Source organism: Serratia sp. Tan611 (assembly GCF_905188235.1).
Classification (GTDB): domain Bacteria; phylum Pseudomonadota; class Gammaproteobacteria; order Enterobacterales; family Enterobacteriaceae; genus Serratia_B; species Serratia_B rhizosphaerae.
The window spans coordinates 3,683,068-3,705,435 of the sequence record NZ_LR994655.1 but is presented as its reverse complement, the minus strand read 5'-3'; the positions used below and the strand labels follow the sequence as shown (position 1 = coordinate 3,705,435).

16 protein-coding genes and 2 pseudogenes are annotated in these 22,368 nt (G+C 55.9%); 14 read left to right on the top strand and 4 right to left on the bottom strand.

What is annotated here, in order from left to right:
- Positions 1 to 34: 34 nt before the first annotated feature.
- From hisS to TAN611_RS17445, 6 genes are all read left to right on the top strand, one after another.
- Positions 35 to 1,309 carry a histidine--tRNA ligase gene (hisS, locus tag TAN611_RS17470; RefSeq protein WP_160030280.1) on the top strand — a complete coding sequence of 425 codons (1,275 nt, stop codon included), beginning with the start codon at positions 35 to 37 and terminating at the stop codon, positions 1,307 to 1,309.
- A gap of 13 nt (positions 1,310 to 1,322) precedes the next feature.
- A complete protein-coding gene (locus tag TAN611_RS17465; RefSeq protein ID WP_105232182.1) occupies positions 1,323 to 1,943 on the top strand; it encodes a YfgM family protein in 621 nt (206 codons plus the stop codon).
- A gap of 12 nt (positions 1,944 to 1,955) precedes the next feature.
- Positions 1,956 to 3,137 (top strand): outer membrane protein assembly factor BamB, encoded by a 1,182-nt coding sequence (gene bamB / locus TAN611_RS17460; protein WP_105232181.1) that lies wholly within the window; start codon positions 1,956 to 1,958, stop codon positions 3,135 to 3,137.
- A 175-nt stretch (positions 3,138 to 3,312) separates the two neighbouring features.
- Complete coding sequence (gene der, locus TAN611_RS17455; protein WP_111736617.1) at positions 3,313 to 4,803, top strand: ribosome biogenesis GTPase Der; 1,491 nt, start codon at positions 3,313 to 3,315, stop codon at positions 4,801 to 4,803.
- Positions 4,804 to 5,012: 209 nt separating this feature from the next.
- Positions 5,013 to 5,969 (top strand): AEC family transporter, encoded by a 957-nt coding sequence (locus TAN611_RS17450; protein ID WP_105232179.1) that lies wholly within the window; start codon positions 5,013 to 5,015, stop codon positions 5,967 to 5,969.
- 13 nt (positions 5,970 to 5,982) lie between these two features.
- A complete protein-coding gene (locus TAN611_RS17445) occupies positions 5,983 to 6,207 on the top strand; it encodes a zinc ribbon domain-containing protein (RefSeq protein ID WP_111736618.1) in 225 nt (74 codons plus the stop codon).
- Between the two features lie 28 nt (positions 6,208 to 6,235).
- On the opposite strand, the gene TAN611_RS17440 is transcribed toward TAN611_RS17445, so the two are convergent.
- The 3 genes from TAN611_RS17440 to TAN611_RS17430 form a co-directional block, all read right to left on the bottom strand.
- Positions 6,236 to 6,577, bottom strand: coding sequence for a protealysin inhibitor emfourin (locus TAN611_RS17440; protein WP_105232177.1), 342 nt, complete (start codon positions 6,575 to 6,577; stop codon positions 6,236 to 6,238).
- On the bottom strand, positions 6,577 to 7,602 hold the full coding sequence (locus tag TAN611_RS17435; protein WP_187044257.1) for a M4 family metallopeptidase: 1,026 nt from the start codon (positions 7,600 to 7,602) through the stop codon (positions 6,577 to 6,579). Before TAN611_RS17435 ends, TAN611_RS17440 begins: the two co-directional genes overlap by 1 nt.
- Positions 7,603 to 7,664: 62 nt before the next feature.
- The gene (locus TAN611_RS17430) at positions 7,665 to 8,747 is read right to left on the bottom strand and encodes a LacI family DNA-binding transcriptional regulator (protein WP_203066800.1); all 1,083 of its coding nucleotides are present in this window, start codon (positions 8,745 to 8,747) and stop codon (positions 7,665 to 7,667) included.
- A gap of 320 nt (positions 8,748 to 9,067) precedes the next feature.
- Here TAN611_RS17430 and TAN611_RS17425 point away from each other — a divergent pair, with 320 nt between their 5' ends.
- Together TAN611_RS17425 and TAN611_RS17420 are read left to right on the top strand one after the other, a co-directional pair.
- Positions 9,068 to 10,375 carry an MFS transporter gene (locus tag TAN611_RS17425; RefSeq protein ID WP_105232174.1) on the top strand — a complete coding sequence of 436 codons (1,308 nt, stop codon included), beginning with the start codon at positions 9,068 to 9,070 and terminating at the stop codon, positions 10,373 to 10,375.
- 12 nt (positions 10,376 to 10,387) lie between these two features.
- A complete protein-coding gene (locus TAN611_RS17420; protein ID WP_203066799.1) occupies positions 10,388 to 12,751 on the top strand; it encodes a glycoside hydrolase family 31 protein in 2,364 nt (787 codons plus the stop codon).
- A 33-nt stretch (positions 12,752 to 12,784) separates the two neighbouring features.
- On the opposite strand, the gene xseA is transcribed toward TAN611_RS17420, so the two are convergent.
- Positions 12,785 to 14,161, bottom strand: a complete 1,377-nt coding sequence (gene xseA, locus TAN611_RS17415; RefSeq protein ID WP_105233483.1) for an exodeoxyribonuclease VII large subunit — start codon at positions 14,159 to 14,161, stop codon at positions 12,785 to 12,787.
- A gap of 169 nt (positions 14,162 to 14,330) precedes the next feature.
- Here xseA and guaB point away from each other — a divergent pair, with 169 nt between their 5' ends.
- From guaB to TAN611_RS17385, 6 genes and pseudogenes are all read left to right on the top strand, one after another.
- Positions 14,331 to 15,794 carry an IMP dehydrogenase gene (gene guaB / locus TAN611_RS17410; RefSeq protein ID WP_145961106.1) on the top strand — a complete coding sequence of 488 codons (1,464 nt, stop codon included), beginning with the start codon at positions 14,331 to 14,333 and terminating at the stop codon, positions 15,792 to 15,794.
- Between the two features lie 124 nt (positions 15,795 to 15,918).
- Positions 15,919 to 17,496 carry a glutamine-hydrolyzing GMP synthase gene (gene guaA, locus TAN611_RS17405; protein ID WP_105232171.1) on the top strand — a complete coding sequence of 526 codons (1,578 nt, stop codon included), beginning with the start codon at positions 15,919 to 15,921 and terminating at the stop codon, positions 17,494 to 17,496.
- A gap of 339 nt (positions 17,497 to 17,835) precedes the next feature.
- Positions 17,836 to 17,967 (top strand): annotated as a pseudogene (locus tag TAN611_RS17400) (integrase); the annotation flags it as partial.
- A gap of 55 nt (positions 17,968 to 18,022) precedes the next feature.
- A pseudogene (locus TAN611_RS17395) lies at positions 18,023 to 19,163 on the top strand (IS3 family transposase).
- Between the two features lie 109 nt (positions 19,164 to 19,272).
- Positions 19,273 to 20,868: an AAA family ATPase gene (locus TAN611_RS17390; RefSeq protein WP_197950138.1), complete on the top strand. Its 1,596-nt coding sequence runs from the start codon at positions 19,273 to 19,275 to the stop codon at positions 20,866 to 20,868.
- The gene (locus tag TAN611_RS17385) at positions 20,849 to 21,982 is read left to right on the top strand and encodes a hypothetical protein (protein WP_197950136.1); all 1,134 of its coding nucleotides are present in this window, start codon (positions 20,849 to 20,851) and stop codon (positions 21,980 to 21,982) included. Before TAN611_RS17390 ends, TAN611_RS17385 begins: the two co-directional genes overlap by 20 nt.
- The last annotated feature ends 386 nt before the right edge of the window (positions 21,983 to 22,368 follow it).

Below are 22,368 nucleotides of genomic sequence, written 5' to 3'. Positions count from 1 at the left end.
GTTCATTTTTATATAAAACGAACAGAGAACTCACGTGGCAAAAAACATTCAAGCCATTCGCGGCATGAACGATTACCTGCCGGCAGAAACGGCATTATGGCAGCGTATTGAGGGCACCCTGAAGCAGGTGCTGGGCAGCTATGGTTACAGCGAAATCCGGTTGCCGATTGTAGAGCAGACCCCGTTGTTTAAACGCGCCATCGGTGAAGTGACCGACGTCGTGGAAAAAGAGATGTATACCTTCGACGACCGCAACGGCGAGAGCCTGACGCTGCGTCCTGAAGGTACGGCGGGTTGCGTACGCGCCGGTATCCAACATGGTCTGCTGTACAATCAGGAACAGCGTCTGTGGTATATCGGCCCGATGTTCCGTTATGAACGTCCGCAGAAAGGCCGCTATCGCCAGTTCCATCAGCTGGGCGCCGAAGTATTCGGCCTGCAGGGGCCGGATATCGATGCTGAACTGATCCTGCTGACCGCGCGCTGGTGGAAAGCGCTGGGCATCGCCGAGCACGTCAAGCTGGAGCTGAACTCCATCGGTTCGCTGGAGGCGCGCGCCAACTACCGCGATGCGCTGGTGGCGTTCCTGGAGCAGCACGTCGAGGTGTTGGATGAAGACTGCAAGCGTCGCATGTACAGCAACCCGCTGCGGGTGCTGGACTCGAAGAACCCGGACGTACAGGCGCTGCTGAATGATGCGCCGCGCCTGTCCGAGTATCTGGACGACGAGTCCAGAGCGCATTTCGACGGCCTGTGTGAACTTTTAACCGCCTCCGGCATCCCATATACCGTTAATGAGCGTCTGGTGCGCGGCCTGGATTATTACAACCGCACGGTGTTTGAGTGGGTCACCACCAGCCTGGGCGCGCAGGGTACCGTGTGCGCCGGCGGTCGTTACGACGGTCTGGTCGAGCAACTGGGCGGCCGCGCCACGCCGGCGGTAGGCTTCGCCATGGGGCTGGAGCGTCTGGTGCTGCTGGTGCAGGCGGTGAACCCGGAGTTCCAGCCCGATCCGGCGGTGGATATTTATGTCATCTCCTCCGGTGCAGGGGCGCAGAGCGCGGCGATGCGTCTGGCGGAGCAGGTGCGCGACGCTGCGCCGCAGCTGAAATTAATGACCAACTACGGCGGCGGCAACTTCAAGAAGCAAATCACCCGCGCGGATAAATGGGGCGCTCGCGTGGCGCTGATCCTGGGTGAAGATGAAGTGGCGCAGCAGCAGGTGGTGGTAAAAGACCTGCGTAGTGGTGAACAAGAAACGCTGGCGCAAAGCGAACTCGCGGCGAAGCTGGCTTTGATGTTAGGTTAAGGAGAAGGACACCGTGGAAGTCTATACCACCGAAAACGAACAGGTTGACGCTCTCCGTCGCTTCTTTGCCGAAAACGGCAAGGCGCTGGCGGTCGGCGTGGTGCTTGGCATTGGTGCCCTGGTTGGCTGGCGTATCTGGCAGAGTCATCAGGACTCCAATATGCTGGCTGCCTCCCAGTCTTATCAGCAGACCAGCGAAGCGCTGGCTGCCGGCAAATCGGGCGACGTCGCCGCTGCGGAGCAGTTCATTCAGGCGAATGGCAACAGCTATGGCGTGATGACGGCGATGGAGCTGGCGAAGCATTTCGTTGAACAAAAAGATTTTGCAAAAGCGGAACAGCAACTGGTGTTGGCGCAGGGGAAAGCGAAAGAAGATAACCTGCTGTCAATCGTTAACCTGCGTTTGGCGCGCGTCCAACTGCAGGAAAAAAAGCTGGATGAAGCACTGAAAACGCTGGATGGCGTCAAAGGCGAAGGCTGGGCGGCGATGCAGGCGGACATCCGCGGCGACGTACTGCTGGCGAAAGGCGACGCCAAGGGCGCGCGTGAAGCCTACAGCAAAGGTCTTGAATCCAATCCTTCTCAGGCTCAGCAGGCGCTGCTGCGCATGAAATTGAATAACTTGTCCAGCTAAGGGGAATTCCCAATGCAATTGCGTAAAACACTCTTGGTCGGGCTGGTTTCCGCCGCCCTGCTGAGCGGTTGTTCGCTGTTCAACAGCGAAGAAGACGTGGTCACCATGTCTCCGCTGCCAAAAGTTGAAAATCAGTTTACTCCGAGCAAAACCTGGAGCACCTCGGTCGGCGACGGCATCGGCGAATATTATTCGCACCTGCGTCCGGCCTACCAGGACGGCACCGTGTATGCTGCCGACCGTCATGGCATTGTGAAGGCGCTGGACGCCGAAAGCGGTAAAGAAAAGTGGAAGGCCGATCTGTCTGAGAAAACCGGCTTCTTCTCGAGTAACCGTTCAGCCTTGTTATCCGGCGGCGTGACGGTTGCCGGCTCCAATGCCTATGTGGGCAGCGAGAAGGCGGTGGTTTACGCACTTAACACCTCTGACGGCACGCTGGCCTGGCAGGCCAAGGCCGCCGGTGAAGTGTTGTCCCGTCCGGTGGTGAGCGACGGCATGGTGCTGGTGCATACCAGCAACGGCCAGCTACAGGCGTTTAATGAGGCCGACGGCGCGGTGAAGTGGACCGTTAACCTGGATATGCCGGCGCTGTCTCTGCGCGGCGAATCCGCTCCGTCCACCGCCTACGGCGCAGCGATTGTCGGCGGTGATAACGGCCGCGTTAACGCCGTGCTGATGCAGCAGGGCCAGCTGATCTGGCAGCAGCGCATTTCCCAGCCGAGCGGCGCTACGGAAATCGACCGTCTGAATGACGTTGACACCACGCCGGTGATTGTTGACGGCGTAGTCTACGCATTGGGGTATAATGGCAACCTGGCGGCGCTGGATCTGCGCTCCGGCCAGATTATGTGGAAGCGCGAGCTGGGTTCGGTGAGCGACTTTATCGTTGATGCCGGCCGTATCTATATGGTTGACCAAAACGACCGCGTGATTGCCCTGAGCACCGAAGGCGGCGTGACCGTCTGGACGCAGAGCGAACTGCTGCACCGTAACCTGACGCCGCCGGCGATGTATAATGGTTACCTGGTGGTTGGCGATTCCGAAGGCTACCTGCACTGGATCAACACCACCGACGGCCGTTTCGTTGCTCAGCAGAAAGTGGACAGCTCCGGCTTCCTGTCTGCGCCGATGGTAGCGGGCGAGAAGCTGGTGGTGCAGGCCAAGGGCGGCGAGGTTTACGCATTTACCCGCTGAGCCCGGCCGCTCAAGCACCGAGACCCGCAGGCCAGGACATAACCGTCTAGAGGTGATGCGGGCACAACGGCTCCTGAAACGTTCAGGGGCCGTTTCGTATTTTTATAAGCTGCGCTGCCGGTGTCCATCCGTAGCGTGGTAACGCATTGATAATTAAGTAATAGAGGCTTCAACAATGATACCTGTCGTCGCGCTGGTCGGGCGCCCGAATGTGGGTAAATCCACCTTGTTTAACCGTTTGACACGTACGCGCGATGCGCTGGTGGCGGATTTCCCCGGGCTCACGCGTGACCGCAAGTATGGTCGTGCCGAAGTAGAGGGCAACGAATTTATCATCATCGATACCGGCGGCATCGACGGTACCGAGGATGGCGTCGAAACCCATATGGCCGGCCAGTCGCTGCTGGCGATTGAAGAAGCCGATATCGTGCTGTTTATGGTCGATGCGCGCGCCGGGCTGATGCCTGCCGATCAGGGCATTGCCCAGCATCTGCGCAGCCGTCAGAAGGCGACCTTCCTGGTGGCCAACAAAACTGACGGTATCGACCCGGATATGGCCAGCGCCGATTTCTACGCGCTGGGGCTGGGTGATGTGCATCCTATCGCCGCCTCTCACGGCCGTGGCGTGACGCAGCTGATTGAACACGTGCTGGTGCCGTTTGTGCCGGAAAAAGAGCAGGAAGTCGAGCTCACCGAAGAAGAGGCCAACGCCGCTTACTGGGCGGAGCAGAACGGCGAGCTGGAAGAAGAGGGCATCCCGGCGGATGAGGAAGATGACTTCAACCCGCAGGATCTGCCGATCAAACTGGCGATTGTCGGCCGGCCGAACGTTGGCAAATCCACGCTGACCAACCGCATCCTCGGCGAAGAGCGCGTGGTGGTGTACGACATGCCGGGCACCACCCGCGACAGCATCTACATTCCGATGGTGCGCGATGAGCGGGAATATGTGCTGATCGATACCGCCGGCGTGCGTAAGCGCGGCAAAGTAACGGAAACCGTAGAGAAATTCTCGGTGATCAAAACGCTGCAGGCGATCGAAGACGCCAACGTGGTGCTGCTGGTGATCGATGCGCGCGAAGGCATCTCCGATCAGGATCTGTCGCTGCTCGGCTTTATCCTCAACAGCGGGCGCTCGCTGGTGATTGCGGTCAACAAGTGGGACGGCATGAGCGAGGAAGACCGCGATCACGTCAAAGAGATGCTCGACCTGCGTCTGGGCTTCGTTGATTTTGCCCGCGTGCACTTTATTTCCGCACTGCACGGCAGCGGCGTCGGCAACCTGTTCGAGTCGGTGCAGGAAGCCTACGAATGCGCCACGCGCCGCGTTAACACCTCGCTGCTGACCAAGATCATGAACATGGCGGCGGACGACCACCAGCCGCCTTTGGTGCGCGGGCGTCGCGTGAAGCTGAAGTACGCCCACGCCGGTGGTTACAACCCGCCGATCGTGGTGATCCACGGCAACCAGGTGACCGACCTGTCGGATTCCTACAAGCGTTATCTGATGAACTACTTCCGCCGCTCGCTGAAGGTGATGGGGACGCCGATCCGTATCCAGTTCAAAGAGGGTGAGAACCCGTTTGCCGGCAAGCGCAATACGCTGACGCCGACCCAGATGCGTAAGCGCAAACGCTTGATGAGCCATCTGAAGAAAGGCAAATAATTCGAGTGGCAGGAAGGCGGCAAGGGAAGGCATCCCGATGAGCTTACACAGGTAAGCGATTCGGGTGACTGAGCGCAGCCAACACACCTGAAACTTGGAGTATGACGGGTATAACAGGGCGCGGCGTTGACCGCGCCCTTTTTTATTTGTCCGAAATCGTTTTATTATCTGAGTATTATTGTTGCCGCACTTGAGTCTGAAGGAACACCATGTCCTGGGAAACCTGGAATTTTGCATTCAGCGTTACCGTACCGAATTTATTGATGATGTTGCTGGGCGTGTTCCTGCGCTATCGGCGTCTGATGGACGATCGCTTTATCGACGGCACCAGCAAGCTGGTGTTCAACCTGGCGCTGCCTTGCCTGCTGTTTTTCAGCATTGCCACCAACCATCCGCATATCCTGGCTAATCTGCCGCTGGTGATGTACGGCGCGCTGGGCACCGTCGCCACCTTTCTGATGCTGGAGATCGCCGCGCTGTGGCTGGTGAAAGAGCCGCGCGAGCGCGGCGTCTTCGTGCAGGGGGGCTTTCGCGCCAATACCGCCATCGTCGGCCTGGCCTATGCGATGACCGCCTACGGCGATGAGGGCGTGGCGCTGGGGTCGTTGTATCTGACGGTCACCGTGATTTTGTTCAACGTGCTGTCGGTGATCACCCTGACGCGCAGTCTGCAGGGCGGGCCGGACAAGAAAATCAGCCGCCTGTCGCTACTGCGCGGCATCGTCACCAATCCGCTGATTATCGGCCTGGTGTGCGGGCTGGCGTATGCCCAGACCGGGCTGGGCATTCCGCAGGTGATTGTGCAGACCGGCAGCTATATCTCCGGCCTGTCGCTGCCGCTGGCGCTGCTGTGCACCGGCGCCAGCCTCGACCTGCGCGCGATGTTCCGCTCCTCCAACGTGGCGGCGCTCTCCTCGGCGGCCAAGCTGTTTGTGGTGCCGGTGCTGATGACGATGGGCGGCTGGCTGTGCGGCTTTGAGGGCGCGGCGCTGGGCATTATTTTCCTGTTTTCCGCCACGCCGACCGCCTCCGGCAGCTATGTCATGACGCGGGCGATGGGCGGCAACGCGACGCTGGCGGCCAATATTATCGCCATCACCACCGTCGGCTCTTTCTTCACCACCGCGCTGGGAATTTATTTCTTACGTTCCTGGGGCGCAATCTAACAGGAGAAAACGGATGGACGCACTGTGTCCCGACTGCGGTCAGCCGCTGGTGTGGGAGAAGGGTCACTTTCACTGTCAGGGCTGCCAGCGCGACTACCGACAGCGGGCCGACTGCCCGGAGTGCGGGCAGCCGCTGCAGGAACTGAAGGCCTGCGGCGCGGTAGATTACCTGTGCCAGCACGGCCACGGGTTAATCAGCAAAAAGCGCGTGCGCTTTCGCTATCTGCCGCTGACCTGATACGCCGCCGTACCGGCGGCGTAGCGCGCTATTTATCCACCTGGCCGGTCTGCCACAGATCGACCAGCGCCTGCGGCGCCTCGCTTTCCGGGATCAGCAGCACGATTTGGCTGCTGCCGTCCTGGCCGTAGTAATCAATCTGTACGCGAAAATAACGCTGGTCGCCGCGGCCGGGGGAGTCGGGCTGCCCCTCCTCGCGGGCGTAGGGCAGCGACTGATTGAGCAACTGTTCCAGACGTTGGCATTCATCCGGCGAAATATCGGCGACGACGATGCGCCGCAGTCCGGCCAGTTTGGGAATAAAGGCGAAGCCGCCTTCCCGGGCCAGTTCAATCACCGTTATCTGGCTGAACGATGGCAGCGGACGCATTATTCCACCCCCACTTGCCGCCAGGCCGCCTGAACTTTATCCGCCACCTGTTGGCTGAAACGTTGCCCGGCGTGCTTAACGGTCAGCGCGGCAAAGGTGGCGAAGTCGGCATCCTGCGGCAGCGCCTTGTCGCACAGCGTGTCGTACCACACTACGCCGGCCTGTTCCCAGGCATAGCCGCCCAGGGCGCTGGCCGCCAGATAAAACGCGCGGTTAGGAATGCCGGAATTGAGATGGACGCCGCCGTTATCCTCTTTGGTATCAATATAATCCTGCATGCTGGCGGGCTGCGGGTCTTTGCCCAGCAGCGGGTCGTCATAGGCGGTGCCGGGGGCAGACATCGAACGCAGCCCCTTGCCGTTGATGCCCTCGGCCAGCAAGCCTTCACCGATCAGCCAGTCGGCCTGCTCGGCGGTCTGCTTCAGGTGGAATTGTTTGACCATCGCGCCAAAGACGTCGGACAGCGACTCATTCAGCGCGCCGGCCTGCTGAAAATAGACCAGCCCGGCTTCGCTTTCGGTAACGCCGTGCGCCAGCTCGTGGCCGACGACGTCGATGGCGATGGTAAAGCGGTTGAAGATTTCGCCGTCGCCGTCGCCAAACACCATCTGCTGGCCATTCCAGAAGGCGTTCTGGTATTCGTGGCCGTAATGTACGCTGCCGGTCAGCACCAGCCCCTGGTTGTCCAGCGAGTTGCGTTTAAAGGCCTGCCAGAAGAAGTCGTAGGTAACGCCGAGGTAGTCGTAAGCTTCGTCCACCGCCACGTCACCGTTGCTGGGCTGGCCCTCTTTGCGCACCGCCTTGCCCGGCAGTTGGGTGCCGTTTTGCGCGTCATAGATATCGCGCTCCACGCTGCCGGCGGCGGCGGTTTGCGTGCCGTCGGCGCGCAGCGGCATATTGCCGAGCAGGCTCTGCACATGGTTCAGGGTATGCTGGGCGCAATCGCGCTGCGGTACGCTGCCGTGTTCGACGATTCGTCGCAGGATATAAGGCGGAATAACGGAACGAGCAAGCAGGTTAGACATGATGACTCTCCTTAGGCTGCCACGCCGGTTAACGCATCAGATGCACTCCGCTTAAGTGTAGTTCACACGTCATACAGCTTGTGGTGGTAAGTGCTCACCGCCGGCGTCGCCTGCTGCGCGTTCAGACGCTTGACCGATTCACGGATCGCCAGCCGCCCCTGCAGCAGCAGGTTGCAGACCGGGGCGTCCGGCCGCAGCATCCGCCGTTGCAGCAGTTGGATGGCTTCCGCGCCCAGTTCGTCGCGCGGCACGTGCAGCGAGGTCAGCGGCACGTCGTGGATTTCCGCCAGGTTGAAACCGTCCATACTCATCACCGACATATCGTTGGGTACGCTGAAGCCGAGCCGTTGCAGGGCGTTAACCGCGCCGACCGCCATATAGTCGCCGCCGGCCAGCACCGCCGTCGGCAATGCGTTGCGGTCAACGAGCTGGCCGATAAAGGTCGCGAGCGCCTGCTCCGCCTCCGCGCTGCCGAAGCCGGAGGTGGTGATCAGCTGCCGGCTTTCATCAAACGGCATGTGCTGCTGCATATACGCCTGGCGTATGCCGGCCAGCCGCAGCTCCATGGTGCGGCGGCGCAGGCACTGTAGGTGCAGGATACGCTGGTGGCCCTGCTGCAGCAGATAGTCGGCGGAAAATTCGCCGATGCGCTGATGGTCGGGGGAGATGCTGTCGAGCCGCATGCTGCGGTCGCTGCAGTTGATCAGCACGCAGGGTTTGTTGAGATCGGCAGCCAGCGCGTGGATATGCTCGTCATCGATGCCGATAATCAGCGCCGCCTGGGTTTGCGGCTCATTCATTTTGGCCAGGAACAGCGCCCCGTCGCTGTGCGTTTCTTCCAGCGCGCAATAGCGGATCCTGACCTCATGCTGCGCCAGCGCAGCGATAATCCCCTGAATCACCCGGTAGTAAAAAATATCGGTGCGCACGTCAAACGCGCGCTGTGGCGCAAACACCATCACGCTGTTGAGCATCAGGCGCCCGCTGGAAATGGCGTGCAAAATGCCGTTGCGCTGCGCGCACTCCAGCACCTTTTGCCGTGCGGCGCTGCTGGTGTTGGCCTTGCCCGCCAGAACCCGGGAAACCGTACTGATTGACAGGCCGGTTTGGCGGGCAATTTCCTGCACTTTCAGCTTTCCGTTCATTTTGTGATCTCGTTCAAATCGCGTGATGAAAATTTTTTCATAGCGCCGGTTCTGCGTATTTACTGGCGTTGCCGCCTTGTCACGCCGTGGTTATTTAATGTATGAAAATTTTTGCAAAAAACCACGTTTCTCTGTTCATCGCTGGCCGATAGTCTGATCTGGTTCACCAATTTGCCCGAGTTATCAGGCCAATTTGGCGGTTTTACTGCACCGGATTGTCGTAACAGGGCGAGGTTTGCGCCGCTGTTAATCCCTCCGAATAACACATGTACCCATAAAAAGGCCGAAGCGACAGACGCCGACGCCGCGGAGCAGAGAAGATGAGTGTTGAGATAAACCAGGAAGCCGTGCACGGCGGACGGCGTAAGTTCAAATCGTTACGCTGGTGGATGCTGGCGCTGTTTCTGCTGGGGGTGACGGTCAACTACATTACCCGCAACTCGCTGGGCATTTTGGCGCCGGAGCTGAAAACCAGCCTGAATATGACCACCGAACAGTATTCCTGGGTCGTCGCCGCTTTCCAGCTGGCGTACACCCTGTTCCAGCCGCTGTGCGGCTGGCTGATTGACGTGATCGGCCTGAAAATGGGCTTCCTGATTTGCGCCAGCGTCTGGGCGTTGGTCTGTATGTTGCACGCCGGCGCGGGCAGCTGGCTGCAACTGGCGATCCTGCGTTTCTTTATGGGCGCATCGGAAGCCGCCGCCACGCCGGCCAACGCCAAGGCGATTTCCGACTGGTTCCCGAAAAAAGAGCGGCCGATTGCCGCCGGCTGGGCCGGGGTGGGCTTTTCCGTCGGCGCGATGCTGGCGCCGCCGATTATCGTGGTTGCTCACGTCTCCTTTGGCTGGCAGGGCGCATTTTTGTTCTCCGGCGCGCTGGCGATGGTTTGGGTGCTGCTGTGGTGGCGCTTCTATCATGCGCCGCAGCAGCACCCGAATCTGAGCCAACAGGAGCTGGCGCTGATCGGTGCGGACAATGAGCCAGAACTGGCGCGTCTGCCGTTTTTTAAATCCCTCAAACTACTGGCCAAAAACAAAAAATTCTACGGTATCGCCATTCCGGCCTTCCTCGCCGAACCGGCCTGGGCGGTCTTCAGCTTCTGGGTGCCGCTGTACCTGGCCAGCGAACGCGGTATGGACCTGAAGCAGATCGCCATGTTCGCCTGGCTGCCGTTCTTGGCGGCGGATATCGGCAGCGTCGCCAGCGGCTACCTCACCACGCTGTACCGTAAATGGTTTGGCTGCACGCGCGTGAACTCGGTGGTCGCCAGCTCGGTGACCGGCGCTTTCCTGATGGTGTCGCTGGCGTTTGTGGCGATCACCAAAGATCCCTATCTGGCGATCCTGCTGATTTCGATCGGCGGTTTCGGCCACCAGGTGATCTCCTGCATGTTGAGCGCGCTGGTGGTGGAGTCGTTCGATAAAAATCAGGTGGCGACGGTCAACGGCATGCGCGGTTCCAGCGCCTGGATCGCCAGCTTCCTGTTCACGCTGCTGATCGGCGCGGTGTCCGATACCGTCGGCTTCGGCCCGCTGTTTGTGGCGATGGGCTTCTTTGACCTGATCGGCGCGCTGTTCCTGATTGCCCTGATTGCCGAGCGCGGCAAGAAAAAAAACCTTAACCCGTAAGATGGATGCCCTATGAAAACGCTAAAGAACTGGAGCCTCGCCGGCCAATATGACGACCGCATCGAACTGCTGGTGGATGATCAGCATCTGTTTTGCCTCTACGTGCTGGAGGAGGATCTGTTCCGCGTGTTGCTGAAACGCAACGGCGAGCTGGCGCTGGACCGCACCTGGAGCATTGCGCCGCAGCAGGACGTGCCGTGGGAAGGGCGCGACCGGCTCAGCGTGGCGGGTTTCAGCCTGCCGGGCTACCGCCTGGAGCAGCATGACGATCGGCTGGTGGTGACCAGCGCCGCGCTGCGGGTGACGGTGCATCAGCCCCTGTGGCTGGAGTGGGAGTATTGCACCGCCGACGGGCAGTGGCGTCCGCTGGCGGCCGACCGGCCGACCAGCGCCTATCTGCTGAACGCGCACGGCGACGGCGTGGCGCACTATCAGCGCCGCTTCGGCGGCGAGCACTATTACGGGCTGGGGGAAAAATCCGGCGATCTGGAGCGCAGCGGCCGCCGTTTTGAGATGCGCAACCTGGACGCCATGGGCTACAACGCGGCCAGCACCGATCCGCTGTATAAGCATATTCCGTTTACCATCACCCGGCGCGAGGACGTCAGCTTCGGCCTGTTTTACGATAACCTGAGCAGCTGCTGGCTGGATCTGGGCAATGAGCTGGACAACTACCATCCGGCCTACCGCCGCTATCAGGCGGAGGCGGGGGATCTGGATTATTACCTGTTCCTCGGGCCGCAGGTGCTGGACGTGACCAAAGCGCTGCTGCGTCTGACCGGGAAAACGCACTTCGGTCCGAAGTGGAGCCTGGGTTACAGCGGCTCCACCATGCACTATACCGACGCGCCGGATGCGCAGCAGCAGCTGCAGCAGTTTATCGCCCTGTGCCGGCAGCATGAGATTCCCTGCGATTCGTTCCAGCTCTCCTCCGGCTATACCTCGATTAACGATAAACGCTACGTGTTCAACTGGAACTACGACAAGGTGCCGCAGCCGAAGGCGCTGAGCGCGGCGTTCCACCAGGCCGGGCTGAAGCTGGCGGCGAATATCAAACCCTGTCTGTTGCAGGACCACCCGCAGTACGCAGCGGTGGCGGAGCAGGGGCTGTTTATCCGCGACTCGCAAAGCGACGCGCCTGAGCGCTCGAGCTTCTGGGATGACGAAGGGTCACACCTCGACTTCACCAACCCGGCGACGGTGCGCTGGTGGCAGCAGGGCGTCACGCAGCAGCTGCTGGAGATGGGCATCGATTCCACCTGGAACGACAACAACGAATACGAAGTGTGGGATGGCGAAGCGCGCTGCCACGGTTTTGGCCGGCCGATCGCCATCAAGCATATCCGCCCGGTGATGCCGTTGCTGATGATGCGCGCCTCGATGGAGGCCCAGCAGCGCTTTGCCCCCGGCCTGCGGCCGTACCTGATTTCCCGTTCCGGCTGCGCCGGCATGCAGCGCTATGTACAGACCTGGAGCGGCGATAACCGCACCAGCTGGCAGACGCTGCGTTACAACATCCGCATGGGGCTGGGGATGAGCCTGTCCGGGCTATATAACGTCGGTCATGACGTCGGCGGCTTCTCCGGTGATAAGCCGGACGCCGAGCTGCTGGTGCGCTGGGTGCAAAACGGCGTGATGCATCCGCGTTTTACCATTCACTCCTGGAACGACGACGCCACGGTGAACGAGCCATGGATGTACCCGGCAGCGACGCCGATGATCCGTCAGGCGATCAACCTGCGTTATCAGCTGATGCCGTATCTGTATACGCTGTTGTGGCAGGCCTGCGCCGAGGATGAGCCGATGCTGCGGCCGACATTCCTCGATCACGAGCAGGACAGCCGCGTCTGGTGCGAAAACGACGACTTTATGCTGGGGCGCGATCTGCTGGTGGCCAGCGTGGTGGAGCCGGAGCAGCGTGAGCGTACGGTATATCTGCCGGATAACCAGGCGGGCTGGTACTGCTTCTACAGCGGCCAGTGGTTCAGCGGCGGGCAGAGCGTAACGCTGCCGGCGCCGCTGGAGCGTTTGCCGCTGCTGGTGCGGGCCGGCGCCGCCTTGCCGCTTTCGCGCCGTCTGGCGCACGTTGACGTGGCGGCGGATGACCAGCGTGAACTTAAACTGTTCCCGCTGCAGCAGGGCGAGCGCTCAGGGCTGCTGTTTGAAGACGATGGCGAGAGCGACGCCTGGCGGCAGGGCGGCGCGCTGTGGCTGCGCTGGCGGATGCAGTGCGACGCGCAGCGCATTACGCTGATGTTTAGCCATGACGGGGATTTCCGCCCGGCGTGGCGGCGGCTGGCGGTGACGCTGCCGGCGGCGGAAACGCGCGAGCTGTGGATCAACGGGGAACGGGCGGACGGCTATTCGCTGAGCTAAACAAACGGGCGCCGTCATGGCGCCCGCTGAAGACTATTCCGCCGCGCGCTTCTTGCGCGGCTTGCTCACTTTTTTGATGGTTTTCACTTCGCTTTCCAGCCAGCCGTCCTGCAGACGGGTTTTCAGGATTTCGCCCACCTGCGCCTGTTTGGTGGTTTTCAGCACCTCGCCGCGCGGGGTTTGCGTCACGCTGTAGCCGCGCGCCAGCGTTGCCAGCGGGCTGACCGCCTCAAGCTGGCTGCAGGCCACGCCGAAGCGCTGGCGGTAGCCGCTCAGCTGACGTTCCAGCGCCTGCTGCAGCCGGTACTCCTGCTGTTGAATACGCTGCTGACAGCGGTGAATGCGCCCCAGCGGCTGCACCTGATTCAGGCGCTGCTGCAGGCGCTCGCTGCGGCGTGACGTCAGACGCAGCTGATGCTGCATGCCTTCTTCCAGCCGGCGCTGCAGTTTGAACAGCAGCGTCTGCTGACGCGCCAGCCGCAGGTGCGGGTGCTGTTGCTGCAGGCGGTGATGCAGGCGGCTGAACTGCTGCTGACGCTGCGCCAGGTAGTAGTCCATCGCCATTTCCAGCCGCTGCTGCTGCGACTGCAGCTGACGCAGCAGCTCCAGCTGATTGCGGCTGACCAGTTCGGCGGCGGCGGAAGGCGTGGGGGCGCGCAGATCGGCGACGAAATCGGCGATGGTGACGTCGGTTTCATGGCCGACGGCGCTGACCACCGGGATATGGCTGGCGAAAATCGCCCGCGCCACGCGTTCGTCGTTAAAGCTCCACAGATCTTCCAGCGAACCACCGCCGCGGCCGACGATCAGCACGTCGCACTCATCGCGCCGGTTGGCGGTTTCAATCGCCCGGACGATTTGCAGCGGCGCGTCCGCGCCCTGTACCGCGGTGGGGTAGATGACGATCGGCAGCGACGGATCGCGCCGCTGCAGCACCTGCAGAATATCGTGCAGCGCGGCGCCGCTGGCGGAGGTGATCACGCCGAGGCGTTTGGCCGGGCTGGGCAGCGGCTGTTTAAACTGCGGGTCGAACAGCCCTTCGGCCGCCAGTTGCTGCTTCAACTGTTCGAACTGCTGCTGCAGCAGGCCGTCGCCCGCCGGCTGCATGCTTTCGGCGATCAACTGATAATCGCCGCGCGGCTCATACAGCGTGATGCTGGCGCGCACCAGCACCTGCTGGCCGTTTTGCGGACGGAAGTTGACGCGGCGGTTGCTGTTGCGGAACATCGCGCAGCGTACCTGAGCGCGGTCGTCTTTCAGCGTGAAATACCAGTGGCCGGAAGCGGGCTGGGAGAAGTTTGAGATCTCGGCGGAGAGCCAAATCTGCCCCATCTCCATTTCCAGGAGCTGTTTAACCGTCTGATTCAGGCGGCTTACGGTAAAAATGGATGGTGCGGTAGGTAGCGACATGTGACCCAGATCAAATTTCAAAACAACCACTTAATTGACTGATACTACATGCCTCAAACAGCTAATCAAGAGTTTTTGTAAGAAAGTGCTGGAGGCAACCGATTCCGCTCTGTATAATGCCGCGGCAATATTTTATCTTTTCCGCATCCACCCTGGTGAGATATTGCCCATGCTACGTATCGCTAAAGAAGCTCTAACGTTTGACGACGTTCTCCTGGTTCCAGCCCACTCCACCGTTCTGCCGAACACCGCAGAATTAGGCACTCAGCTGACCAAAACCATCCGCCTGAATATCCCTATGCTGTCCGCAGCAATGGATACCGTTACCGAATCCGGCCTGGCTATCGCGCTGGCGCAGGAAGGCGGCCTCGGCTTCATCCACAAAAACATGTCTATTGAGCGTCAGGCTGAAGAAGTCAGCCGCGTGAAGAAACATGAAAGCGGCGTAGTTACCGACCCGCAGACCGTTACCCCGTCCACCACGCTGAAAGAAGTCAAAGAACTGACCGAACGTAACGGCTTTGCCGGCTACCCGGTGGTGACCGAAGACAACGAGCTGGTAGGCATCATCACCGGCCGCGACGTGCGCTTTGTGACCGACCTGAACCAGGCGGTGACCGCGGTCATGACGCCGAAAGATCGTCTGGTGACGGTGAAAGAGGGCGAGGCGCGTGAAGTGGTGCTGCAAAAAATGCACGAGAAGCGCGTTGAGAAAGCGCTGGTGGTTGACGAAAGTTTCCACCTGCTCGGCATGATCACCGTAAAAGATTTCCAGAAAGCAGAACGTAAGCCTAACGCCTGTAAAGATGAGCAGGGTCGCCTGCGCGTTGGCGCGGCGGTCGGCGCCGGCGCCGGCAACGAAGAGCGCATCGACGCGCTGGTCGCGGCAGGCGTTGACGTGCTGCTGATTGACTCCTCCCACGGCCACTCCGAAGGCGTGCTACAGCGCATCCGTGAAACCCGCGCCAAATACCCGGATCTGCAAATCGTCGGCGGCAACGTCGCGACCGCAGCCGGCGCCAAAGCGCTGGTTGAAGCCGGCGTCAGCGCGGTGAAAGTGGGCATCGGCCCTGGCTCCATCTGTACTACCCGTATCGTGACCGGCGTCGGCGTACCGCAGATTACCGCTATCTCCGATGCGGTTGCAGCGCTGGAAGGCACCGGTATTCCGGTCATCGCCGACGGCGGCATCCGCTTCTCCGGCGATATCGCCAAGGCGATCGCCGCGGGCGCATCCTGTGTGATGGTCGGCTCCATGCTGGCGGGCACCGAAGAATCTCCGGGCGAAATCGAGCTGTATCAGGGCCGTTCGTTCAAGTCCTACCGCGGTATGGGCTCGCTGGGCGCGATGTCCAAAGGCTCTTCTGACCGTTACTTCCAGACCGACAACGCGGCGGACAAACTGGTGCCGGAAGGCATCGAAGGCCGCGTGGCGTACAAAGGCATGCTGAAGGCCATCGTACACCAGCAGATGGGCGGCCTGCGCTCCTGCATGGGCCTGACCGGCTGCGGCACCATCGACGAACTGCGCACCAAGGCGGAATTCGTACGCATCAGCGGCGCCGGCATCCAGGAAAGCCACGTGCACGATGTGACCATCACCAAAGAGTCACCAAACTACCGTATGGGCTAACCCTCGGCAGAGATGTTTATGCGTAGCGGCGTGGCATATCACGCCGCTGGCCCCGCGGAGAGCGGGGCCGTCACCACGCGCTTATTGTTGTTTTTTCTCCTTTTGTTGCTGGAATTCGCCTCACATGACACAAAATATTCATAAGCATCGCATTCTTATTCTGGACTTCGGTTCGCAGTACACCCAACTGGTTGCCCGTCGCGTGCGCGAAATCGGCGTTTACTGCGAGCTGTGGGCCTGGGACGTCAGCGAAGAGCAGATCCGCGAATTCAACCCGAGCGGCATCATCCTTTCCGGCGGCCCGGAAAGCACCACCGAACATAACAGCCCGCGCGCGCCGGAATACGTCTTCAACGCCGGCGTACCGGTGCTGGGTGTGTGCTACGGCATGCAGACCATGGCGATGCAGCTGGGCGGCCACGTACAAGGCTCCAACGAGCGTGAGTTCGGCTATGCGCAGGTGGAAGTGACCACCGAAAGCGCGCTGATCCGCGACATCGAAGACGCCATCAGCCCGGCAGGCAAACCGCTGCTGGACGTATGGATGAGCCACGGCGACAAAGTCACCGCCATCCCGTCCGACTTTGTGACCGTTGCCAGCACCGACACCTGCCCGTTCGCCATTATGGCCAACGAAGAAAAACGCTTCTACGGCGTGCAGTTCCACCCGGAAGTGACCCATACCCGTCAGGGCCAGCGCATGCTGGAGCGTTTTGTGCTGGATATCTGCCAGTGTGAAGCGCTGTGGACGCCGGCCACCATCATCGAAGATGCGGTTGAACGCATCCGCGAGCAGGTGGGTGAAGACCACGTGATCCTCGGCCTGTCCGGCGGCGTGGACTCTTCCGTTACCGCGATGCTGCTGCACCGCGCCATTGGCAAGCGCCTGACCTGCGTCTTCGTCGACAACGGCCTGCTGCGCCTGAACGAAGCCAACCAGGTGATGGAAATGTTCGGCGACCACTTCGGCCTGAACATCGTGCACGTGCCGGCGGAAGAGCGCTTCCTGAGCGCGCTGGCGGGCGTGGACGAGCCGGAAGCCAAGCGTAAAATCATCGGCCGCGTGTTCGTGGAAGTGTTTGACGAAGAAGCCTGCAAGCAAGAGCAGGTGAAATGGCTGGCGCAGGGCACCATTTATCCTGACGTGATCGAATCTGCCGCTTCCGCCACCGGTAAAGCGCACGTGATCAAGTCGCACCACAACGTGGGCGGCCTGCCGAAAGAGATGAAGCTGGGCCTGGTCGAGCCGCTGAAAGAGCTGTTCAAAGACGAAGTGCGCAAGATCGGTCTGGAGCTGGGCCTGCCTTACGACATGCTGTACCGTCACCCGTTCCCGGGGCCGGGTCTGGGCGTGCGTGTGCTGGGCGAAGTGAAGAAAGAGTACTGCGACCTGCTGCGCCGTGCCGACGCCATCTTCATCGAAGAGCTGCACAAAGCCGACTTGTACAACAAGGTCAGCCAGGCGTTCACCGTGTTCCTGCCGGTGCGCTCCGTCGGCGTGATGGGCGACGGCCGTAAATACGACTGGGTTGTTTCGCTGCGTGCGGTGGAAACCATCGACTTTATGACCGCGCACTGGGCGCACCTGCCGTATGAGTTCCTCGGCCGCGTTTCCAACCGCATCATCAACGAAGTAGACGGCATCTCCCGCGTGGTGTACGACATCAGCGGCAAGCCGCCGGCGACGATTGAGTGGGAATGATTTAACGTCATAGCCTGCACGTAAAAGCAGTAAAGTACCTCTAAGTCCGCGTAACTGCGGGCTTTTTTGTTTTTATGTCTGGCACTTTCTGGCAGCTGTTAGCAACGGGAAGCACGGTTTTTTCAATGGAATTTTTGATGGTACTCTCTGGTTTCGAATTCAGGTTTGAAAAAGTACCATGTGATAAATTCCGGTTGAGTTATGGTATTTGTTTTTAAAAAAATCGATTAAAAACAGATAGTTAAATGGTTTTTTTGATTTTTTTACAACTTGGGTTTTTTTGACAAAGGAAACAATAAACCATGTTGACTGACACACAGGCTGTGTCACCTTAAGCCGAAGGAGACCGTTACTTTTGGCCGCTATGGTGTTGGAGGGATCACGCTTGCAGAAGCGCGTGAATGGCTCAATGAAGCTAAAAAAATGGTTGCCGGTAGAAGATTTCCTGCAAGGGAAAAAGCCGGAGATAAAGTGACTCGTCCTGAATAGCATTGACACATTTTACTCACGTACAGAGGAAAATGTGATGAACCAGTATGTTAAACGCACACAACGCGATTACTCTCTATCCTTTAAATTAGCCGTCGTCGAACAAGTTGAAAAAGGCGAGATGACATACCGTCAGGTGCAAGGCCGCTACGGTATCCAAGGCAGTCAGACTGTCATGAACTGGCTGTGCAAATTGACTGGCGGATCTCTCCTTCTACCAAAACGTGCGGAGATAACATGCCCAAACTCCCCCTGACGGCCGAACAGCGTATTAAAAAACTTGAGCAGTAACTGGCTGAATCTGAAATCAAAGCTCAGTTCTTCGAAGCCGTCGTTAAAGTGATGAATACCGGCTTTGGCACCACGCTGACAAAAAGCAGTTAGCCACCTTATCGCGCAAACACAAGTACCGAGACTCACAGTAACCCGGGCCTGCCGATGGATGAGCATCAGCCGACAAGCGTGGTATCAGCCCCTGCAGCGTGAAGCTGGCAGAGAAGAGCAGGTTCGGCATCTTGTCGAACAGGTGATGGCCATCCGACTGCATCAGTCCCGGCCGGGGACACGTAAGCTGCATCGTTTGTTGCGGCACACCCCGAATTAAACGGTCAGATCACAAGACAACGCACAGCCACCATCGTTTTTATCGCCATCCCAACTTGCTGAAGGCGGGGGATAATCAGGCCATAGCCAGCCGTCCGGAACACGTATAAGTAGCGGATCTCATCTACCTTCCGCTGAAAACGGGAATGGTGTACGTCAGCTTGGTAATGGATGCCTGTACGAGAAAAATCGTGGGGCATCATGTGTATGACAGTCTGCATACCTGGCATGTCGCCTGCGCGTTCAAAACGGCGCTGGCCGGCAGATGCACGGTGTTGTCGTTGGTGCACCAATCTGACTGGGGGATCCAGTACTGCTCACAGGAATATCAGGCGTTACATCAGAGATATGGCGTCACCTGCTCGATGATGGACGGGTATGACAGTTATCAGAACGCGCTGGCGGAACGGATAAACGGGATACTCAAAACGGAATATTTGCTCGGTAGGCCAGAATATATTGTGCAGACAAGAAAAATGGTCCGGGAGTTGGCGAACCTCTACAATATGCGGCGGCCGCACCTGTCGCTGAAATACAAAACGCCCGATGAGGTTCATCGGGCGTTATTTGACTGAAAAGTGTCAATCTATATCAGGACTAGTCAAAAACATAAAAAACCTTGTCATATATTTTAAAATTAGTATTATGAAACAAGATGGTCATAATTTGCTTTAAGGAGAAAACATGGAATCTATAGCAATTCACAACCTGCGTTCATTAAAAAACACAGGGGACATTTCGTTAAAACCAATAAATATATTGGTTGGAACAAATAGCTCAGGGAAAAGTACTTTCTTAAGGGTTTTTCCTTTATTAAGACAAAGTGTGGAAAGAAAAACCATGGGTCCTATTTTATGGAATGGTGAATATACAGACTTTGGTTCATTTGAAACATCACTGTGCAACTATAGTACTATTGCGACAAAAGATGGGACCTCAGAGACAAACCATATTTCTTTTGATTTTGAATTCAGCATTCCAAGAGAAACTTACACTCCCTACAGAAGAAGACATGAAGGTCAGGAAAAAATAAAAATAAAAGCATCGATAAAGATCAAGAAAGGAAATTTTACCGAATCATCATATACTAACGAATACAAAATAATAATAAATGATAACAAAGTTGTTTTTGAATTGGATGAAATGGGTGTCATTGGAAGAATATCTTCCCCTACAATATACTGGGAGCTTAGAAAACAAGAAATAAAATATCAGCGAACTATAAAAGATACACTATTACCTGTATTCATAAACACTAATTTAGATAACCCGTATACCTTTTTCAATGAGAAAGGGCAAATGGCTGATGCACTACTTAAACAAATAAAGAGAAAGTTAACAGAATATAGCGGTAGCTCTAGTGAAAGAAAAACACATGATATGGCGAAGTATTTAACAAGGAAACTTGAAAGTCCCGAGGAAAGACTCAATAGAATTAAAGCCATAAGTAGCACAATGAAATTCAGACAAAAAACACAATCATGGAGCACATCAAACTCTGAATTTTTATTTCTTTCGGCACTTATCGATTGGTACTTTATTGTGACAAACTCATTTGTTATAAACAATGAAATCACGAAAATTTTAAAAAACGTCCATTATATAGCTCCTCTTAGAGCATCGACAGAGCGTTATTACCGTTTTCAAGATCTTGGAGTGGAGGAAATAGATCACAAAGGTAGTAATTTAGCTATGTTCATACGAAATATTTATCATGTAGATAGAGATTCTCTAGACAAATGGACAAAAGACAACTTTGATTTCAGAATAGAAAACTCTGATGATAGCGACAGTCATTTATCAATAAGAATATCAAGAGGTGATGGCAGGTCTTATAATATTTCTGATATGGGATTCGGATATTCGCAAATATTACCAATCATAGTTCAACTTTGGGCTATATCTAGCGGATATGAACTAAAGATGAAAAACAATGGGGTGAATCACAATGAGTTTACAAGCGTCATTGTAGCAATAGAACAACCTGAACTGCATTTACATCCCAAAATGCAAGCTGACATCGCTGTAGTTTTTTCTAAAGCAATAAAGTTAGCTGAAGAAAACAGAATAAATCTAAAATTAATTATTGAGACACATAGTCAAACACTCATATCAAAACTAGGTGATATGATATGCTTAGGAGATGATATTTCCAGCGATGATGTTAATATAATATTATTTGAGCAAGACAATGAAAAACCGTTAACTAAAATAAGCTACTCGTCATTTAATGAAGATGGCGTCCTAAAATCTTGGCCCTATGGTTTCTTTAATTACTAACATGATTATTCAATTTGATTCATCAGTTTATGCCTTCTGCGTTAATGAAAAAGATCACAACGCAAAATACTTTATTGATGATTTATGCTCATCAAGAAAACTAGGATATATAGTATTATACTCTACAAAAAGAATAATCTTAGCTATTCTTAACCGAAGTGATCTATCCCCACTACAAAAGGCTATAATAAACAACATTAAAGAAATGATAACCTTTAAGTTATCATTGTTTGAAAGAGTAAAATTTAGAGCTATTGTTTTTCATTCACAAATAGGTTTTGACAAATCAATGTATGATGATACTAATTTATTCATAGACCTACATGATTATTATAATAGATATACAAAGAATGGAATAAATCCATTTAACAAACCAAAGCTAGTACTTGAAGATATCAATGATTACAAAGTTTATAATTATATATGCAAGTGGTATAAGAATAACAATACTGTATTTACAGATCATAACATAAGCTTAGATATTGAACATGGTGGTGGTAACAGGACTGCAAATATATGTGAACAGTATTTTTCTGATGGAAAAACAGTATTTAGTATCTGTGATAGTGATTCTAAATATCCGGGGGATCCTAAGAAGCATGATACTGCTTCAAGCTTAATAAAACTGTTCTCCAGCAAAATAAATATCAATCAGTTGTATGTTTTAAAATGTCAAGAAGTTGAAAATTTAATTCCATTATCTATATTAAAGGGAACGGCTAATGGAACACAACTCCCTGCTGTAAAATTCATAGAGCATGTAATAGATCACGACCCAGAGTATTATTTTTTCATAGATTTAAAAAATGGATTTAAATACAATCTGGTATTCCCAGATGTCGAAACTGAATATTCTAGACATTGGAGTAAATTTTTCGAAGATTTTGATTGTGAGCACTACAACCGATCAGTGCAAGGTGTTATAAATAAAGCCATCCCTACTAACTCGTCTATTATATGTAAGCTTTCGTCAATGCTGCCACACGCAATTGACAGAATGAATAGTATGCCTATAGATACTGAAATTGAACCATACCTTATCGCTGAATGGAAAAATATAGCTGAAAGAATATACTCATGGGGGTGTTCAGGAAAACAGCTTAGAGTGTTTTGATTAATATCCCCGGGAAACACCGGGGACCTATTTCGAGCAGGAAAATGCATAACTAAATTAGATATTCTAGATCCGAAAGACCGATTGTACTCTTTGAAAGCGTAAAATTATTTTCTGATCAATTTATCACCAGTTGCTTTTTTTAAGCAATAGGACTGCTTTTATGTAGTCTTTGGTTTCGTCGCAAATTTCGACAAAGTTCGCGTCTCTATGTTTTTTACGAGACTCATCTATCGGATGATTGAAGTGGTTTACTGAATTTGGCTACCTATCCTAAGCATGCTGATGAGGTGCTCACCACTACGATGGTTGAGTCCCAGCACGGTTTTCTGATAGTAGCCTATGAGGCAGTCACCGCAGGCCCGTTGATGGATTTTCTGCAAGGC

Excerpts from the sequence above, each read along its gene's own strand:
- TAN611_RS17445 (WP_111736618.1), top strand. The coding sequence starts at position 5,983 with ATGGACGCACTGTGTCCCGACTGCGGTCAGCCGCTGGTGTGGGAGAAG.
- TAN611_RS17430 (WP_203066800.1), bottom strand. The coding sequence starts at position 8,747 with ATGAACGGAAAGCTGAAAGTGCAGGAAATTGCCCGCCAAACCGGCCTG.
- TAN611_RS17385 (WP_197950136.1), top strand. The coding sequence starts at position 20,849 with ATGGTTTCTTTAATTACTAACATGATTATTCAATTTGATTCATCAGTT.
- guaA (WP_105232171.1), top strand. The coding sequence starts at position 15,919 with ATGACACAAAATATTCATAAGCATCGCATTCTTATTCTGGACTTCGGT.
- TAN611_RS17435 (WP_187044257.1), bottom strand. The coding sequence starts at position 7,602 with ATGTCTAACCTGCTTGCTCGTTCCGTTATTCCGCCTTATATCCTGCGA.
- TAN611_RS17390 (WP_197950138.1), top strand. The coding sequence starts at position 19,273 with ATGGAATCTATAGCAATTCACAACCTGCGTTCATTAAAAAACACAGGG.
- TAN611_RS17450 (WP_105232179.1), top strand. The coding sequence starts at position 5,013 with ATGTCCTGGGAAACCTGGAATTTTGCATTCAGCGTTACCGTACCGAAT.
- bamB (WP_105232181.1), top strand. The coding sequence starts at position 1,956 with ATGCAATTGCGTAAAACACTCTTGGTCGGGCTGGTTTCCGCCGCCCTG.
- guaB (WP_145961106.1), top strand. The coding sequence starts at position 14,331 with ATGCTACGTATCGCTAAAGAAGCTCTAACGTTTGACGACGTTCTCCTG.
- der (WP_111736617.1), top strand. The coding sequence starts at position 3,313 with ATGATACCTGTCGTCGCGCTGGTCGGGCGCCCGAATGTGGGTAAATCC.
- TAN611_RS17420 (WP_203066799.1), top strand. The coding sequence starts at position 10,388 with ATGAAAACGCTAAAGAACTGGAGCCTCGCCGGCCAATATGACGACCGC.
- TAN611_RS17425 (WP_105232174.1), top strand. The coding sequence starts at position 9,068 with ATGAGTGTTGAGATAAACCAGGAAGCCGTGCACGGCGGACGGCGTAAG.
- xseA (WP_105233483.1), bottom strand. The coding sequence starts at position 14,161 with ATGTCGCTACCTACCGCACCATCCATTTTTACCGTAAGCCGCCTGAAT.
- TAN611_RS17440 (WP_105232177.1), bottom strand. The coding sequence starts at position 6,577 with ATGCGTCCGCTGCCATCGTTCAGCCAGATAACGGTGATTGAACTGGCC.